This is a genomic window from Pseudazoarcus pumilus (assembly GCF_002872475.1).
Lineage (GTDB): Bacteria > Pseudomonadota > Gammaproteobacteria > Burkholderiales > Rhodocyclaceae > Pseudazoarcus > Pseudazoarcus pumilus.
In genome coordinates, this window is the sequence record NZ_CP025682.1 from 1,368,707 (window position 1) to 1,386,094 (window position 17,388).

Sequence of the window (17,388 nt, forward strand, 5' to 3'; positions counted from 1 at the left end):
TTCAGAAAGTGTCAAAGTCCGGTATGTCGCAACCTGCCGCATCGCCCTTATCGGGCGAGTGGGGCAGAGCGTTCGTAGCGGGCGTCATTGCCGCTTGGTTGTCCTCGGGATGCGCACTGGGCGCAGGGTCTGATGGCCTGATTTCAATCGGTGGTAGTGCGTCGCGGACGGCCACCGCGCCGATTCCGATGTCTTGATAGAGGTCGCGGTTTGCCTGCTGACGCTCAAGTGCCAGCGCGACGGCGCCTGCGGGCGTGAAGGTGCGCATGAACTCGACGAGGCGCTGTGCGGTGATTTCCTCGTTCTCGCGAACTCGCCGCATGGCGAGCATTTCGTTCGAGATCAGCTCGCGCTCCTTTTCGGTCAAACCGCGCAGGCTCGCCAGAGCGCGGCAGTGCGCGGCGACCCAGCGGTTGGTGACCTGCACGAATACCTTGGAGCAGTCCCACGGGTCGTACCGCACCGGGACTTTCACGCCATGGAGCTTGGTATCCCTGAATTCCGGGCACCAGAAGTAGAAGTTGTTGTTGAGCTTGATGCCGCGTTGGCGGTCGACCTTGCGCGTGCCGCCGCGGCTCACGAGCGGGCAACTCAGTATCAGGAAGTCCTGGGTGAGCGTTACGATTCGATGTTCGCGCTGGCCGGACAGCTTCATGCTGCGCTCGAACGCGTCTCGAGGACTTACGCCAAGGGTTGCGTGCTTGGTCGTGTCGTAGTGTTCGAACGCCCAGTACTCGATGCCCAAGTAGAGCGCGTTCAGATCCCACTCTGCCAGCCGCGAGGGCAGAAACTTGCCGGTGGTGGTCCGGACGTTCCTCAGCGCCTTGGTGTTACCAGCGAGGTTGTGCACGTAGACCGAATTCGCTGTTCCGAACACGCGCTCCATCACCGACCCCATGCGCGGTTGCCCCGCAGGTCGGTAGCGGACGTAGATGCCCATCAGCTCGGCGAAAAGCCCGAAGTTCTCGGAACGAAAATCCGCGCCGTTATCGACCACGATGAACTGTGGAAGACGCTGATGGCGCCGAACGATGTCGCGCAGCAGCATCATGTTCGAGCGGTAGGAAGGGCTGTCGTACGACAGATAGACGCCCAGGATGCGTCTGGTGAAAGCGTCGATAGCAAATGACAGCCACGGTCGACCAAGCGACACGCCAGTGCGAGAGCACACCAGCTCGATATCGATCTGCGTGTGGTCCATGTGCACGTACTGAAATGGACGGGTGCCGTGCACCGGCGTGTCGACATGCAGCACGTCGACGAATTCGGCGTTCTGGTAAGTCCTGCGCGAGCCGTGCCGGGCCGCATCGGATCGTTGCTGCGACAACGCCTTGATGCGAGCAATCAGCGTCGGATAGCTGGGTGCCTTGATGCCGCGCTGGGCGCAGAGCGCCTGAAGTTTGTTGTGGCAGTGCTTGGCATTGGGCGCGCGGCTTGTCAGGTGCTCTTCACGGAGTACCTGCTCGATGGCGGCCTCTTGTTCGTCGGTCAGGCGGGAGGTGCGATTGCCGCGGTCGTGGGTGCGCGGAATCAGTGCAATCCGCTCATCCACCCCCTCGATACGAGCGCGCAGTACTTTGCCCAGATGCCGACGCTGAGTACGGGTGAGCTCCGTGGCGACCTCAAGCGCCTGGGCGCGCTTGAGGCCATCACGTAGTTGCTTCTCACTGAAGTCGTACAAGCTTCTACGCTCTGTGCCAGGGATGGGCTCAAGCGCGGATACGTCGCTGCGTGCAGCGAGCTTGACCAACGTTTCAATGGGTACGTCAATAGGGTGCCCGTCGGGCCCTTCGAGCACCGCGTGGGACGCGCCAGTCATGACTACATTGTATGGTTGGTGGTCGTAGGTGATCTGCGCGCCAGGCTTCAGGACGAAAGATCCGGCCAGCTCGAACGGCTTTTGGGCGGTACGCTGAAGCTCGAACTCGCGCACGGCGGTGTCGCGAAACACGCGGCAGCGGGTGGGCTCATTGAGCGCTTGGGTATCGATTTCAGCGACCAGCAATCCGTCGGCAATCAGTTTGAAAAGATCGTCCGGACGGCAATCGAGCAACTCATGCAGTTCGGCAAGGTACATCGTTGCCTGTTCAGCTAGCGACTTTCGAACAGCGAGCTCCACATCGATGGGGCAGGCAGGGGCGGCCGGGTGCAGATAGTCCTCGAGAAACAGAATGTTCTCGATCCGTCGCTGCGGGATGTCTGCATTGCTCAAGATTCGGTAGCCCAGTCCGCGCTCGGCGAACCACTGTTCAATGAGCGGCGCACGGCAGCGGCCTTCCGGATCGATCTGGTATCGCCAGGGGTAGCGCTGGGCAAGCCGTACGAGTTTGCTGTGCGGCTTCCATTCCTCAACCCAGATCTCGCGTTCCTGGATGACCAAGAAGTCCGGGGTATGGTCTATCTGATGAATCTCACCGTCCGAGTCGATGCACTCCATGCGCACACGGAAAGGCTGCGGGTAGTACTCAAGCACATCGGGGTCGTGCTCCAGGCGTACGGCGGCCGGAAACTCGATATGCCGGCTCTCGGTATCGATGGGCCGCTGCATCTTGCGGCTCTGATACGTCGTGATGACGTTGCCGCCGCCCTTGGACGCGACGGGGCGAACAGGGGCCAGGCGGACGGCGTCCGTGATCAGTTTCAGTCCGGCGACTGGCAGGCCGAGTCGGTCGAGCAGGCGCATGCGTTCAGGTGCTGCGAGCATCTTCTTCACACTTGATGTGATTGGGTCTGTGTATAAGAAGAGCGCGCTGTCGACTCGGACTCCTGTGTCAAAATTGACTCTAATTCGGATCGAGGCGCCACGCAGGTGGCGCGATGGAGAAGCAATTGGGCAAGCGAGGCAGGCCGATTTCGCTGAGCATCGATGAGCGCAGCACGCGTAGCGAAACGGACGCGAACGAGCACTGGGGCTGGACCGCCGGGCTGTTCATCAAGCGGGAAATGGACCGTTTGGGTTGGGGTTACGAGGAACTGTCGGACGCACTGGCGAAGATCGGGGTGCGACGCAGTGCCGCCGCGCTGAACCGGCGAACTAACCGCGGCACGTTCAGCGCAGGCTTTTTGTTGGCGTGTTTTGCGGCCATGGGGAGCGAGCTCGCTCTGGTGAAGACGAGAAGGCGGGAGCCAAAGAATGTCTCGGGGGATGTCGTCTCGGGGGAGGTCAGGTGAGACCGGATCGCATGCCCAAGTTTGAAGGCTTGCGCAAAGTGGCTTTTGATGTGAGATATCTGGCTGAAAGCCAGTAATTACACGGGTTTGCATCGTCAGGCGCCCCTTTTGTGACCTGTTCACAAAAGGGGCGCCTGGAGTTTTTCAACTCCAACGCAGATCGTTGCGTGCTGTCCGTGGTCCTCGCGGACACGCGTCAACCATAGGTGATAAAACGGCACAAGGACAAGGAGTGCTTGTGCCCGACGCAACATAGCGGGGCATACGTTGTTCTGCTAATCAGTGTCACTCCCACGGGCGTGGGAAGACAGTCCGTGAGCCGCACGGGCGTGGGGAAGGTGCCTACAGATTGTAATGAGCCCGCCGGTAGGCACGAGATGTGCGAATTACACCGAAGCAAGGGTTTCGGTAACCAGCAGCAGGCCACTGGGATACGTTCCGCTATACCATTTGCTCGTCCGCTCCGCGTCGCCTCGGTGTCGGCAGACTTACCGAGTTCAGGCGATGTTGTAACGCGGCCCAAAACTTGGCGGAACCAAGCTGAACGGCCAGTGGCGGCGCATGCTCGGATGGGATGATCCCCATGCTTCTATACTTCGGATTGTCAAGCTTGTAGTCGAGGCGAATCACGGTCGTTTCCCCAACAGGGACGAGGGTTGCAGCGACGGTGACAATGTAGTCCTTCGCATCATCTTCCATCCTGAACATCCACCCACCCAGCTCCTTGATTCGAGGATTTTCCTCTTTAACGACCGCTTTCCACTCGTCCTTTGTGAGCGGATGCGGGGCAGCGTTTTCAGCGACGATTACCCCCTTGCTGATATTGTCCAATTGGGTGGGCATCGACAGGTCAAGAAAGGACTTCTTTACCTGTTCAAACACTACGGAGTACGGCGCTTCGACGACGCGATAGCGGTAAGCGTCCTCGGTCTTTTGATACTCAAGCTGCCACTGGCGGTCGATGCGTTGAAAGCCGGCATTGATGTCCGCTAGTGAGACACAACCCGATAGGAGCGCGGCAAAGATCCCCAATTTGACGAGTCGAAGTGGTCGAAACAGTATTCTCATAGTTCCTCCGTCGTCTTCAGTCAGACGTGTGCGTCCAAAGCCGCCCAGTGGCGATTAGTGGCGACCAGTTAGGATAAACCGGATGAGGGAAGTTGAGGTGTCTCGTCGGGCAACAGGCAAGACCCAAGATCTCACTGGAAAATTTCCACCCTAGATTTTCGAACGGCCATCCATACGTAATGCACGACCGTCAGCCCTCTAAGCCGGGGGGCGCAACCACATCAACTGGAGAAACTATGGCTATGAATAACGTTCAGCCGCTCACCGTAGGCGTCGTGATTGCAGCCTTGGTCATCGGGGGTGCGGTGAGTTATCACTGGAAAGTTGAGCGTGAGCAGGCGGTCTGCTTTGAGATGACGAGGAGCCTTGGTCCTGGTGGGCAGCTGTACGTTAATGACTATCTATCGGGGGATAAGCGTGCTGCAAAGTTGCTACAGCCTTACGAGACGACTTATGGGAAGCGCTTTTCAGACTGTGTTACGTGGTTCAACAGGTAGGCATGGAAGGTAGTCCCTGTGAACTATCCTTCGGCGGGGTCCATCAACGTGGATCGAATATGCGTAATCCAGATTCTTACGTCCTCTACGATGTGAGCCACAGTTAGTGAGCCATGTTGATCAAGGAAAATCTGACTATGTCAGCAACCATCGCGTACTTCTTCGCGTCAGCAGCGACGACCAGAGTGCGGACAACCAGCGCAGAGCAATCGAGGCACGCTACAGCGTCGCGAGGTGCTTCGTAGAGGAAGGCGTATCCGGTGCAGTACCAGCCTCCCAGCGTCCTGCTATGGCTTCCCTTCTGTTCCTCCGTGCTGTCGTGGTCGGGGCTATCGACAGGCTCGGGCGAAACACCATCGATGTCCTGACCACGGTGGAAGCTCTCAAGGCTAAGGGTGTGTCTGTGGTGTTCATGCGTGAGGGATTCGACCTGGCTACGCCCGCCGGTGAATTCACGCTGACCATACTGGCGGCGGTGGCGAAGCTCGAGCGGGAGACCCTGAAGGTCCGTCAGATGGCCGTGATCGAGCGAGCGAAGGCCGAGGGGAAGAACTTGGGCCGGCAGAAGATCATCAATGATGAGGCCGTGGTGCAGTGGAGGCAGGAGAACGCCGCCAGCATAAAGGAGGCTGCGGAACACTTCGGTATTTCTACAGCGTCCGTAAAGAGGGCGTATCAGGCGGCGAAGGTGGTAGCGTTAAGCGAAAGCTGCAGCTAAGTCCGATCAGGAGTAAGACATGCGAGTGCCGCCGCGCCTCTACAAGTATCGACAGGTTGATCTGCGAACCATCAATGTACTAGTCTGCGATGAGCTTCGCTACTCAGACCCGCTTGCGTTCAATGATCCACTGGATACCAATCCGCTGATCGAAATCGATTTGCCGAGTGAGGAAATTGAGAATCTACTCGCTCTTATGGCAAGGAAGCGGCATGAGGATGAACTGACGGCCGCAGCGAGTCGGCTCAAATACCGTGGCCCCAAGACTGCTGAACACATCGCTCGCCAAGCACTTTCGGCGGCGAGTGCCGACTTGAGATTGAAGGAGCTTCAGTATCTCGCGACCGATCCTGATCTCCCCGACGTCGGAACCCATGCGTATCTGCGCTCCCTGCGCGACTTGTTGCTCAGAGAAGTCTTGGCGTTGCATCGACATGGTGTCGTTTCATTGTCTAAGAAAAACGATTGCCCCCTGATGTGGAGCCATTACGGCGGGGAACATCAGGGTATCTGTGTTGGCTATGAAGTCCCTCCAGAAGTGTGTCGGGCGCTCTTGAAGGTTTCGTACACGAAACCCCGTTTGGTTCCGGCGAGTTTGGTAAAGCGTGCGGTGTTTGGGTGTGAGGTTGCACAGCGGGAACTCAGGGAGACTGTCTTCGGTGTGAAGGCGCGTTGTTGGCGCTACGAGCAGGAATGGCGGCTACTGGGGGAAAAAGGAAATCAGCGATCAGTCCTTGAGTTGGCTGACATAACGTTCGGAATACGTTGTCCCGACGCCGTACGGCACGCGCTGGTCAGTGCCTTCGCGACACGTGCTCGCCCAATCGATTTCTTCGAAATGTGTGAGGTCGGCGACGCGTTTGATCTGAGGCGCGTTGAGATGGACATTGAGGAATTGGCGAGACACTACCCGATGCGAGGGCGAGACGTCGATGACATCTTGGCAGCATTCGACGATATCACTGAGTGACCGTCATTACTATCAACGACATCCTGGGTTCTACCCGTGAGGCGGGGCAGTCTGTACTGCGATGATCCTTACGAATTCCCTGACCTTGCGAGCCGCGTCATCACTTCCATGAGCCAGAGTTAAAAAACGCACCTCGTTGCGGGGATCAACACGCCATGGGCCTTCTGCCTCGGCAGGTGGAAGGGAAGCGTATACGGGATCGGATGGGTAGGCCAATTCGGCTTGGGTGACGTTTCTTGGATCACCACATCTGGCTAGGTAGGCCGCCAATTAATACGCCTGTTCCGTTTAGCACCTTAACAAGGTGTCAACGAAACCGGTAGCAGGCCCCCCTAGGTCATGGTCACGACACGGAGGGTCTTAATGGTTGGCTGGTATTCAAGCGAAACCGTCACCCGTTCAGGATCCCCAACTTTTCGGGGGAACTCCAGCATGATGTTGAAGAAGCTCCCTTTGTAGCCAGCCGATGAATCAGTTGCGGGAACGTCGCGCCACTCCAAGCTGTAGAGGTAGCTCGACCTCATCTTGGACTTGATGGCTTCCTCCAGCTCTGGCTTGGTCGAGGTGTTCAGGCCGGCCAAAGCCAGCTTGCCATTCTTTGCCGTGGTCAGATACTTAAACTTTGAATCCTCGATGTAGACGATGAAGTCGCTGAAGTCGGCCACCTCTTTAGACATCGCACGAACGGCTATCTCAAGATCATCATCGGCCTCCTGCAACAGCATCTGCTCGGGTTTGTATGACAGAAAAAGGCTGAAATACATGTCTTGAATACTGCGTATTTTTAGTCCCAAGGCAGCGTAGTCATGTAAGTGTAGATTCCAGTTCTGGGTGTTCGGCCGGTCATCTTCGTGCCCGAGGATCATAGTGTTCTTGTGCCTGATACCGAAATTCATCAAGTACATGGTCACAAATGTCTTGGTCAGGCTGGCATACGTGCAGGGCACATATCCAAGGTAGCCCGGGTGGTTATTTAAGCCGCCATGCATACTTTTCAGAGCTGCTGCGGATAGGTTGTTGACATAGACGACAAAGCAGAAGGTTGGATGCTGGAAGTCCAAGTCTTTGACGATGATGGACTTCTCCTTGAGCAGCTTGCGTGCGAACTGGTCATGGTCATCCCCGACTAACTCACCGCCAAGAATGCTATGACTAGTGTCAGTGGGAAGAAGCTTGAAGACCGCATCGGCCGCGTCGACACCAGCAATCCGATTGGGGTTGCAACGGTGCTCATCAAACATAAATGCAGCCTCGTGCTTCCCAGTCTGCGGGATCAGTGAATTTCTCAGCTCGTCGTAGTTGATGCCCTTGGTTCTGAGGATATCTAAGAAGTTGTGATGAATCCGCTGAATTTCAACAAAGGTCTTTGTGTCCGTCCATTTGCAGTGCTCCCTGATTGATGCCAATAGCAGGTTTCCACGGGCATTGAGGGTGTGAATGCGGCTCATCGTTGGGGCAAGCCACGGCGGCGGCGAGTCTGATCACGCATAAAGGGCTTGTGTGGGCTTACACCGAGCCGCTCCGATACTTCGGTACCGTATGCCTCTGCTCGCCTTTCGATTGAACGCGGGCTGTGCTTCTTATGCTCGGACATGAACACTCCTTTTAGCTCTTATAAGCCTACTTGAAAGTGTGCGTGATATCAGGGTAGAACCCCGCTGAGAAATCTGACCGTAGGTCAGGTTTGGTCCCCCGTCGCAGATTGCGTAGGGCTGCGGTGAATGTTTCTAATCAGGTACCTCCGTGCGTCCTGGCGTGCCTGTCGCAGGACCACGACTTCACCCACCGTGGCACCCAGCATGGCTTGGGCGAGCGGGGTGCCAATATCGAGCTTGCCCACCGTAAGGTCCGTCCCGCCGGCCACTAGCCTCGCCTCGACCTGAAGTCCCGACTCCTGACCATCCTCATCGAGCGCGACCCAGGTGACCCGGTCTCCCGGTTGCACCTCCAGGTCACCTTCTTCTTCATCGAGCAGGCTGACTAGTTCCTCTTCCTCGCGCAGATGTTCCTCCGAGAATTCTTCGGCAGGTTCAATCTCCGGGGTGGGCGCCACAAAGTCATCTGGTGGCTCGTATTCGGCCGCACGTGCGGCGAGAAATTCCTTGAGTCGTGCGGCTTCATGCGCCGGATTACGGAACCACGCCGTCGACCAGATACGCCAGATGCGCCCCCGCCAACCCAGGCTCTCCAGGATTTCCTGCCGGATGCGGTCCCGGTCGCGCACGGAAACACCTGAGTGGTAAGTGGCTCCATCACACTCCACGGCGGCAATGTAGGCTGAAGGGTGGTTGGGATGGGCGACCGCCACGTCGATGCGAAAGCCGGCCACACCCAGTTGCGGTTCGACCGGATAACCCCATTGCCGAATCTGGTCGATGACGGCCACCTCGAAGTCACTCTCGGGTTCGCGCTCCGTAGGCCGGCCCTCGCCCAGATGGCCGTTTTGGGCGTATTCAAGGTAGTTGCGTAGTGCCTGGGTGCCTTCCGGCGTTTTTTCGTCAAGCAAAATATCCCCGGAGCGCATCGAGGAGATGACCCGCACCGATTTTCGGGCACGCGTGTAGAGCACGTTGAGCCGGCGCCATCCGCCCTGACGGCTGATGGGGCCGAAATTCTGTCGCACGGCACCAGCTCCGGGGGGTTTGCCAAACGTGGTGGAAATGAGGATGGCATCGCGCTCGTCACCCTGAACGTTCTCAAGGTTCTTGATGAACGGGGGCAAGCCCTCGTCAGCCCACCGCTTTTCATAGTCGTCCGCCTGAGGGAGATTTTGGCGACGCTCTTCCCATAGCTCTGCAATCAGGTCTCGCTGGCGCACGTTCAGGGTTACAACCCCCAGGGAGTCATCCGGGCGCCTGACGATGTGTTCAACCATGGCCCGAACGACACGGGAAGCCTCAACACGGTTCATCTGATGTTCATAGACTCCGTCGGCGACATACTCATAATGCACGCCCAGTGAAGGGCCTTTAGGCAGAGGGGACGGGAACACGAACAGGCGCCCGTCGTAGAAGTGGTGATTGGAGAAGGCGATGAGTGATTCGTGGCGTGAGCGGTAATGCCAGCGTAGCGTACGCGGAACCCCGAAATTTCCGCGACACACATCAAGAATGCTCTCTGCGTCTTCCGCTGCGCTCTGGTTGTCCGCATCCGGGTCCGCCTCGGACCTTGAGAAGAACGACGTGGGCGGGAGCTGACGGGAGTCCCCCACGACAACCAGTTGGCTACCCCGTGCGATGGCTCCCAGGGCCTGCTCGGGCCTGAGCTGGGATGCCTCGTCCATGACCACAAGGTCAAACTTGAGGGCGGAGGACGGCAGGAACTGCGCAACCGCTTGGGGTCCCATCATGAAACAGGGCTTCAGCTCACGGATGGCGTGACCTGCACGCCGAAACATCTGCCGGATGGGGGTTCGCGGCGAAGTCAGGCCAACGACGTGACTGACCAGCGCCATTTCGGTTTTGTCTCCCACGCGAAGGCCCGTTTGCCCCCGCGGGGGTTTGGCAAGGCGCACACACTGGGCCGCCACCTGCTGGCCGCGAAGACGAATGATTTCGCGGTCAAGGCGCGCATACTCCTCACGGGTTGCCTCATGCTTTGCTGGATTGAACCTGGAGAGTACGGGGAAGACGTGAAAAAGCGATTCAGCAATGGAAGCATAAAAGCGCCAGCCATACGCATCAGCCAAGCAATCCGGGTCAATTTCACCGGCCTCGGCCAAGGCAACCAGCGATTTTAGACCGCACTCGCAGGCCTCCTCCCTCAGCGTGACGTATTGGCTCCATGGCTGCAGCCGGTCCTGGGCAAGGGCAGCGCAGCGCGTTTTTTCGGCCAGCGTGCGAACCCATTTACCCAAGTCATCCCCTTGCGGGCCTGCCCACAGGTCCATGTCAAATCGGCCCAGCTGCGCCAGGGCCTCGCCGAACCGGTCGACTGCGCACCAGTGGTCTTGCACCCGCTCGACCAGCGAATGCAGCCGCTCCACCTCGTCCTGGTCCGCACCAGAGAGCAGTATGGCCTCGACACCACGGGGCAGGTCTGCTTTGCAAACCCGGGCGATGAACGCCAGGGCCGCATGGGGTTCCTCAAGGCGGGTCTGTTCGCCCTGAAAACACTCGCCCAACAGCGCACGACAATCGTCCAGGGCATCCAGCTCGGCCAGCACCTGTGGAAGCTTCAAACGCGCCTTGGCCATGTCGAGCAATTCTGTGCTGCTCAGGTCACCTTCAGGCGTTTGTTCCCGCCACCATGCGCACTGTGCGTGGAATGTCTCCAGGCAGTTGGACACGTGGGTAACCACGCCCGGTCTGCTTAGGCCATTTGGTGCAGGGGAATGCCTTAACACGGGCGCATCCGGAAAAATCAGGTTGGCCTCATCGGCAAAGCGAGCCAATGTTTCAAGCGCCTGTCGGATGACCGGAACCTTTTCGTGCAGAATGCGCAGGCGGGCGGCATCTGGCAACTGTTGCGAATCGCCCCCCATGACCTGCAACATTCTTTGTTGCCAGCGTGCAAGCTGCGCAAGTTCAGCCACCGGGGTGTGCTCTTCTTCATGGGCCGGGCCGGCAAAGCGGAGCAGTTCCGGGTTCTGGCACCACGCCTTTATCTGGCGACGGTAGTCGGCCAATGATTCAAGTTCTGCAAGGCGTTCATCCCCCGCCATGGACTGCTTGCTCTTGCTCAGGCTGCGATGCAGTGCGACCGCCTTTCTCCAGTCCGCCTGAAAGACACGATACCAGCGCCCGCCCTGGCGCAGCGTGCGAATGGCATCGAGCAGCAGGTCGTCCCTCGGAAGCATGTCCAGATACAGCCGGGAGCCAAGCAATTCTTCACGCTCAAGCAAGCGCTCGCGGATGTTTGCCGCATGCTCCAGGGCCGGCACGGCAAGCGGGTCGGATAGTCCGGGGTGGTGCAGGCGAAGCAGGTCAAGGGGCAGTTTCTCAAGAACCTTCAATATCTCTTCAGGCTCAGGACCCGTATCCGGGTCGAGGCCAATTTCCGTGATGAATTCAGCAATGCGCTCATGCGCATCCGCAGCCTCTGCGATGAGCGCAGCGAGTCTTCGACGCGGAGCTTCAAGTTGTGACAGGGGGCAATCGGCAAACCTGAATTGTCGGGCGATTTTGTGCAGCCGTTCAGCGCGTGCGTGCAACTCGGAAGGGGCAAGGTTCTCGGCTTCCTCTTTCAAAGGGACCAGCATCGAGCGCATGCGGGCGATGTCGGACAGCCGCACGGAGAGTCCCGCAAGACTCTCTTTGGCTTTGTGCGCCTGGATGTCCTGTGGCGTGCTCAGCCGCGGCACCCACCGAAGGACAGAAGGCGCAGGTAGTTGCTTCAATAGCTCTGCGAGAATGTCCGCAACCCGGCAGGCTTGCTGGGCGTCCAACGTAATGGTGTGCTCGCCGAGCGTATCGACGAACGCGTCCAGTGCGTCTGAAAACCCGGAAAACTCTTCTGCCGCCTCCCGCAGGATGGTGCGCAAGGCTAGGTCCTTGCCCGGCGGCAAGGCGTGGGGGAAAAAACCCCAAAACGGATGTTCTTCCCCGAATGTGCCTGTATCGCGCAAAGCTGTCATACAGTGGCTAAGCAAGCTGCGCCGGCGCATGAAGTCGGTTGCGCTTGTTTCCGGAGCATCGGCGAGGACCAGTTCCTGGAGCTGGTCCGGCACCTCGGAAAGTCCTTGCCGAAAGCGCTCGGCACGCCAAAAGACCTTGTGTACAGTCAGTTCCTGCCGGTTGCCGTGCACCTCGTTGAGCAAACTTGCGTATTGGGCCAGCGCACGGCGCATGGCTTCGAGAGATTCGAGCATTGCCTGCAGGCCTTCGGGTGCCTGCGGACGAAAACCGATGCGCTCGGCAAGGTCTTCGGCCATGCGTTTCTTGTTGGCTTTGTTGCTGTGAAGTTCAAGAACGAATTTTCCCAGACCGGCCGTTTCAAGACGATTGCGCACCACCTCCAGCGCAGCGAGCTTTTCCGATACGAAAAGTACCTTCTTGCCAGCCTGTAGGGCACTGGCTATCAGGTTGGTAATGGTCTGTGACTTGCCCGTCCCGGGTGGCCCCTCAATGACTAGGCTGCGCCCCTGGAGCACGTCCAGCAGGGCCGTGTGCTGAGAGCTGTCGGCATCGAACACCAGGGGCAGGCGGGTAGAGGGGTGGGCATCGATGTCCGGATGGTCGGAAGTGTCGCTTTGCTCCGGTTCGTGTGCATCGTCCCGTGTGCCTTCGAATACCTGCCGCACCAACGGGTGCCCGATGAGTCCGTTTTCGTTCGCAACCACCGGCCAGTTTTCCGGGTCAAGGTCGCGCACCAGCAGCATGTTGCCAAACGAGAGCAGAGTGAGCGTCATCTGGCGTCGAAGAGTCCAGTTTGGACGCGACTCGATGGCGTCTGACAGGCGTTCGAAATATCGGTCCAGACCCTCGTCCTCTTCCAGTTCCGGCAACTCGAAGCCGTGCGTCTGGATGAGCTTTTCACGCAGGGACAGGTTTTCGGTGAAGTCCTCTCCGGTGGGAAGCAGGTCGTAGCGGGTGTTGGCCTTGCGGCGCGTTTTTTCCAGACGCACCGGAACGCAGACAAGGGGTGACAGAAGTTTGCGGGGAGATTCGGGCGCTTCCGGGTATTCCAGGAAACCGAACACCAGATGAAGCATGTTGGTGCCCGTCTCCTCGATGGCCAGGCGTGCTTCGCGTTCGAGCTTTCGTACGAGGCGGCCGAGGTCCTCCTGATATTGCAGGGTCTGCAGGGTTAATCCGGACTCTCGGCCCTCGGGCAGTTTGGGGTTGTAAGGGGGCAGTTGATAACTGATGTCCATGCCCAGAGCTCGCGCATGCTCACGTACATCGGGAGGAACGAGACGTCCGGCGACTTCTGTCCACTGACTGAGGGGGGGGTTGGGTACCGGCTCGATGCGTAGGGGCAGCGTATTATTACTACGGGCGACACGTCGAAATATAGCTTCGGGTACGGATTGCACAAATTGAAGCGAACGTGCAGGAGTATGGCGGAAGTTGAGCAGCCGGTTACGTGAGGTCAAATCTAGAAGGCGCAAACGAAGACGAGCGAATGCCTCCTCAAGAGGAATGCTCGCTCCAAATAGGGTTTCCGGCGAGGAGTTGGACCAGTCCTCATGTGCTTTCATCTGCGGCTCTCCCACAACCAAAACTCAATTCGAATATAACCCGGATGCTAATTGTTGGGACGTTGCTTAGCAGTCGGCGAGCGGGCGGCAAGGCCGAGTCACGGACAGGGGCGTAATGGCGCGCTTACAGCGCGCGATGTCGTATGGTTCGACGCCGGTCGTAGCCGCTACGATGGTGACAACAGCGTCACGTGTGTGCATACGTCTAACAGACTGCAATCTCGGTACGCGCGGGCGGTGCTTAGGAGTCCCAGACGCTAAGCTGCCTACGTTCTCGTACCTGCGCCAGACAAAATCGTGGCCAGTTTCTGTCGCAGCATGCTCTTGACTCGTTCGCGCATGTTGTCGGGTGTAATCACTTTGCATAGTCTGCAACGCGATGGCTTCACAGGCTTTGAACCATAGCCCAGAAAGCTCGTGGCGCGAACCGACACCGGCCGGTATCTCGGTTCCAGATGATGGGTGCATTGAACCGTCCCCATAGGTACTCGAGGTCGCGTTTGAATGTTGCGAGCGGGACTTCCAATTCGTTGAGGAAACCTGCACGGGCACGACGTTGCGGCGACGTCCCCCCATCTTCAATAGCACTTGGCTTTATAGTCCGAGGTTAATGTAACTGCTTTCTTTTCCAGTTGCTTGGCATAGGCTGTGTGGGTCAGCCAGCCTAGGGCCTCAAAACTACTTCGACGTCAGGAAACAGTCCTAGATGGTTGGGGCTACGCCCCCTCGCTCTGGTTGGCGTCATCTCGGTGAGGCAATCAGCGAGCCTCCCCCGATGCTCGATTGCGACAATCCTCGTTTCCCCTTGGCTCAGCCTTAAGCTCTTCCGAGGCCAACATATGGTGGGGTGGTGGGCTGAGCCTAGCCATCCTCAGCCGGTACTTGGCAAGGATGCGCCTTCAGACTTAGCCCTCCACCCAGTCATGACAGGTATGGAGCCTGCGTCGCCCGCCAGCCGTTCGTCCCACAGGCGCTAGCTTCGCCACCTGTTCCCGGTTCTCAGAGACTTCCCCACAGTCCGGTGTATCCCTCGACCGCTGCCGTTTTCAAGCCGACCAGTCGAGCGGCAGCCTCAGGGCGCTCTCCGTTGAGGCGCTTGTGCCGTCTGGCTGCACTGATGTATAGCGCGGGTCTGGAGATAATCGCTGTTTATTTTCGAGCCCTGGAGTTCGCTCGAACGTGGCGTCCAATTTGATAGCCAGTTTCCCGTGTCACGGTTCGGTTCTGTCACGAGCAGGTGGGGGTTCCAGCGTATCTCAAAAGAGATACAATGGTGCGTGTAACGGAGGGTTCATGTCATGGCGCAATCGAAGATGCTGCACGTCCGGGTGGACGAAGAGACCAAGACGCAGGCGAGTGAAGCACTGGCGGCCATGGGGCTGTCAGTCTCGGACGCCGTGCGCATCTTGCTCAAGCGAGTCGTAAGTGACCAGGCTTTCCCGTTGGAGTTGAAGGTGCCCAATGCCGAGACTCGAAAAGCGATGGAAGAGGCGCGGGCGATGATGCAGGCGAGAGCCGCGCGTTTCGACTCGGCCCAAGCTCTGATCGATGACCTCGAAGAAGCCGGCCGCCAGTAAGCGTGCGCCGCTACCTCGGGCGTGCGATTACACGAAGGCGTTCCGCAAGGACTGGGAGCGACTGTCTCGTTCGGGCCGCTACGATCTGCGACGTCTCAAAGAGGCCATGTTGCTGTTGATCGCCGCTGACGCGCCGCTCGGGCCTGAGTGGCTCGATCACCCCCTCAAGGGTGACTGGGCCGATCACCGCGAGTGCCACATCGGTGGGGACTTTCTGCTGATCTATCGGCAGGAGCGTGACTGCATCGTCTTCGTTCGTGCAGGCACGCACTCCGAACTCTTCGAGGACTAGGCGATGGCTGTTGAGTCTCTCCCCAACTTCACTCCCATGGCCCGGCGGCACTGGACGTCGATCCCGGCTGGCGTTCGCCAGAAGCTGCTGAGCAATGTCTGGTGCGGGGAGTGTCGGGCAGAAGTGACCATCACGGAGTTCCGCGGCCGTGTCGACCAAGGCGATTTGCTGCTGGAGGGGAAGTGTTCGGAGTGTGGCGCTGAGGTGGCGAGGGTTATTGAGGCAGGATGAAGTCACAGGTGGCGTGAAAAACCCGGCAGCACTCAGACTGACGCCACTGCGCCCAAGTGGGCGCAGTGTGCCCACTGACCTCCAGCTAGGTTTGGGCGGCACTTACGCGGAGATGGCACTGTAGTCATTGATAACCTTCACGGATTTGTCGTGAAGGACTTCCTCGGCTCCGTACCCACCGCCGTACAGTCTGAACTCAATCCCCGCGGCTTTGGCGCATTCGTAGTCCACGATGCTGTCGCCAACGTACAAAACACGTTCGTGCGACACATCAAGCAGGCGAACGGCGTAGTCCAGCGGCATGGGGTCGGGTTTGCGGCGGGTGCAGCTATCCGCGCCGACAATCGTCTTGAAGTACTGAGCGAGTTCCAGGTGCTGCAAGAGCGCACGAGCTGCGCGGCCAGCCTTGTTGGTGCACACCCCCAGCGCTACGCCCGAGTCGTTCAGTTCATGGAGCATTTCCGGTACGCCGTCAAAGGCGCGCGAGCGTTCGCACTCCATGCCGCGGTAGTGGCCGCGATACGAATTGAGCAGTGGTTCGTATAGGAGCTGGTCGGCTTCAAGCCAGACGATGGCGGCCGCGGTGCTCGCCTCAAGTCCGCCATGCAGCGATGATTTCACAACGTTTTCGGGGATCTCAGGCAGTCCCACGTCGGTCAGCGCACGGATGAGCGCGCCGTGCAGGTCGGGCAAGGTATCGACCAAGGTGCCGTCGAGATCGAAAATGACAGCGCTGTATTCAGTTTTGTTAAGCATGTAGGGGCCTCATGCGCGTATCGGCGCACAGGATTCGATGTTTGGGCGGAAGCGTTTAGCGTTTGAAGGTGCAGGCTTAGTGAGCCGTATCGCTGGTTGCCTGCATGGCTTCTGCCAGATCGGACAGTGATGAGGCGACAGCCGCTTTTCGGTCACCCAGCCGGAATCTGGGGCTCGTGTCGAGGTAGTTGTGAAGGTGCACGACGGTCTGACGGGCATCGGTGGTCACAACAGCGTAGGCCGGCGGCTCGTGACAGCCGGGGATGTCTTCCCCAGCCTTCGTTTTGTCATCAAAGCGCACCTGATGATGGGTGCTGGGCAGGCACGAGAAACCGACACCGTTGATGACGCCTTGCAGCGGGCGGTGTAAGTGCCCGAAGAAAACATGCCGAACATTTTGCCCGTAGGTCGCCAGGGTGCGCCAGAAGCGTTCAGGTTCCGCCAGCCCCATGCAGTCCATCACCGGCAGCCCAACGGCAAGCGGTGGGTGGTGCATAAAGAGATACGCAGGGCGTTCGCCGCTGTCTTCAAGCGCCTGTGCCAGCCAGGCAAGCCGGTGCTCGCACAACACGCCGTCAGAGCGCCCCGTTGCGAGCGTGTCCAGAAACAGCAGTCGCGCGTCTTCCAGATCTACTGCGTACTGAATGTAGCCATGTTCATCAGCAGCCAGGTCGGGAAATACTCCGAGTAGCGCCGTCCGCTCGTCATGGTTGCCCGGGACAAGATGGACCGGCATCGGAAGCGGTTCAAGGGCTGACTTTAAGGCGCGGTACTGCGCCTCTTGTCCGCTATGTACCAGGTCACCGGTTATCGCCACGCACGCCGCGTCAGGATGCTCTGAACACACGCTACGCACGGCGGCTGCGAGGCGCTCGGTAGGATCAACTCCATAGAGCACCTGTCCGGGTGCGACCAGATGGAGGTCGGTCATGTGGATGAACTTCATGGACGCAGTTCCCAAGCCCGT

Annotated in this window: 11 protein-coding genes; 5 read left to right on the forward strand and 6 right to left on the reverse strand. The window is 58.7% G+C overall.

Going from position 1 to position 17,388, the window contains the following annotated elements:
• Position 1: 1 nt before the first annotated feature.
• Complete coding sequence (locus C0099_RS06605; RefSeq protein WP_228151686.1) at positions 2-2,704, reverse strand: Mu transposase C-terminal domain-containing protein; 2,703 nt, start codon at positions 2,702-2,704, stop codon at positions 2-4.
• Positions 2,705-2,817: 113 nt separating this feature from the next.
• Between C0099_RS06605 and C0099_RS06610 the strand changes: the two genes are divergently transcribed.
• Entirely contained in the window at positions 2,818-3,171 is a 354-nt protein-coding gene (locus C0099_RS06610) for a DUF6471 domain-containing protein (protein ID WP_102246705.1), read from the forward strand.
• A 441-nt stretch (positions 3,172-3,612) separates the two neighbouring features.
• Here the strand turns inward: C0099_RS06610 and C0099_RS06615 are convergent, their stop codons facing one another.
• Positions 3,613-4,239, reverse strand: a complete 627-nt coding sequence (locus C0099_RS06615; protein ID WP_102246706.1) for a hypothetical protein — start codon at positions 4,237-4,239, stop codon at positions 3,613-3,615.
• 603 nt (positions 4,240-4,842) lie between these two features.
• On the opposite strand from C0099_RS06615, the gene C0099_RS06625 reads away from it, so the two are divergent.
• Together C0099_RS06625 and C0099_RS06630 are read left to right on the forward strand one after the other, a co-directional pair.
• A complete protein-coding gene (locus C0099_RS06625; protein WP_102246708.1) occupies positions 4,843-5,454 on the forward strand; it encodes a recombinase family protein in 612 nt (203 codons plus the stop codon).
• A gap of 19 nt (positions 5,455-5,473) precedes the next feature.
• Complete coding sequence (locus C0099_RS06630) at positions 5,474-6,424, forward strand: DUF2971 domain-containing protein (RefSeq protein ID WP_102246709.1); 951 nt, start codon at positions 5,474-5,476, stop codon at positions 6,422-6,424.
• Positions 6,425-6,756: 332 nt separating this feature from the next.
• On the opposite strand, the gene C0099_RS06635 is transcribed toward C0099_RS06630, so the two are convergent.
• Entirely contained in the window at positions 6,757-7,872 is a 1,116-nt protein-coding gene (locus C0099_RS06635; protein ID WP_102246710.1) for a hypothetical protein, read from the reverse strand.
• Positions 7,873-8,102: 230 nt separating this feature from the next.
• The gene (locus C0099_RS06640; RefSeq protein WP_102246711.1) at positions 8,103-13,565 is read right to left on the reverse strand and encodes a DUF4011 domain-containing protein; all 5,463 of its coding nucleotides are present in this window, start codon (positions 13,563-13,565) and stop codon (positions 8,103-8,105) included.
• A gap of 1,298 nt (positions 13,566-14,863) precedes the next feature.
• Here C0099_RS06640 and C0099_RS06650 point away from each other — a divergent pair.
• Positions 14,864-15,142, forward strand: coding sequence for a type II toxin-antitoxin system RelB/DinJ family antitoxin (locus C0099_RS06650; RefSeq protein ID WP_228151668.1), 279 nt, complete (start codon positions 14,864-14,866; stop codon positions 15,140-15,142).
• Positions 15,114-15,434: a type II toxin-antitoxin system YafQ family toxin gene (locus C0099_RS06655; RefSeq protein ID WP_102246712.1), complete on the forward strand. Its 321-nt coding sequence runs from the start codon at positions 15,114-15,116 to the stop codon at positions 15,432-15,434. Before C0099_RS06650 ends, C0099_RS06655 begins: the two co-directional genes overlap by 29 nt.
• A 333-nt stretch (positions 15,435-15,767) precedes the next feature.
• Here the strand turns inward: C0099_RS06655 and C0099_RS06665 are convergent, their stop codons facing one another.
• A complete protein-coding gene (locus C0099_RS06665; RefSeq protein WP_102246714.1) occupies positions 15,768-16,421 on the reverse strand; it encodes an HAD family hydrolase in 654 nt (217 codons plus the stop codon).
• A 76-nt stretch (positions 16,422-16,497) separates the two neighbouring features.
• On the reverse strand, positions 16,498-17,367 hold the full coding sequence (locus C0099_RS06670; RefSeq protein WP_102246715.1) for a phosphodiesterase: 870 nt from the start codon (positions 17,365-17,367) through the stop codon (positions 16,498-16,500).
• Positions 17,368-17,388 lie beyond the last annotated feature (21 nt).

What these genes read in the sequence shown, in the direction of transcription:
- C0099_RS06605 (WP_228151686.1), bottom strand. Translation starts at nt 2,704, where the DNA reads ATGCTCGCAGCACCTGAACGCATGCGCCTGCTCGACCGACTCGGCCTG.
- C0099_RS06610 (WP_102246705.1), top strand. Translation starts at nt 2,818, where the DNA reads ATGGAGAAGCAATTGGGCAAGCGAGGCAGGCCGATTTCGCTGAGCATC.
- C0099_RS06615 (WP_102246706.1), bottom strand. Translation starts at nt 4,239, where the DNA reads ATGAGAATACTGTTTCGACCACTTCGACTCGTCAAATTGGGGATCTTT.
- C0099_RS06630 (WP_102246709.1), top strand. Translation starts at nt 5,474, where the DNA reads ATGCGAGTGCCGCCGCGCCTCTACAAGTATCGACAGGTTGATCTGCGA.
- C0099_RS06635 (WP_102246710.1), bottom strand. Translation starts at nt 7,872, where the DNA reads ATGAGCCGCATTCACACCCTCAATGCCCGTGGAAACCTGCTATTGGCA.
- C0099_RS06640 (WP_102246711.1), bottom strand. Translation starts at nt 13,565, where the DNA reads ATGAAAGCACATGAGGACTGGTCCAACTCCTCGCCGGAAACCCTATTT.
- C0099_RS06650 (WP_228151668.1), top strand. Translation starts at nt 14,864, where the DNA reads ATGGCGCAATCGAAGATGCTGCACGTCCGGGTGGACGAAGAGACCAAG.
- C0099_RS06655 (WP_102246712.1), top strand. Translation starts at nt 15,114, where the DNA reads ATGACCTCGAAGAAGCCGGCCGCCAGTAAGCGTGCGCCGCTACCTCGG.
- C0099_RS06665 (WP_102246714.1), bottom strand. Translation starts at nt 16,421, where the DNA reads ATGCTTAACAAAACTGAATACAGCGCTGTCATTTTCGATCTCGACGGC.
- C0099_RS06670 (WP_102246715.1), bottom strand. Translation starts at nt 17,367, where the DNA reads ATGAAGTTCATCCACATGACCGACCTCCATCTGGTCGCACCCGGACAG.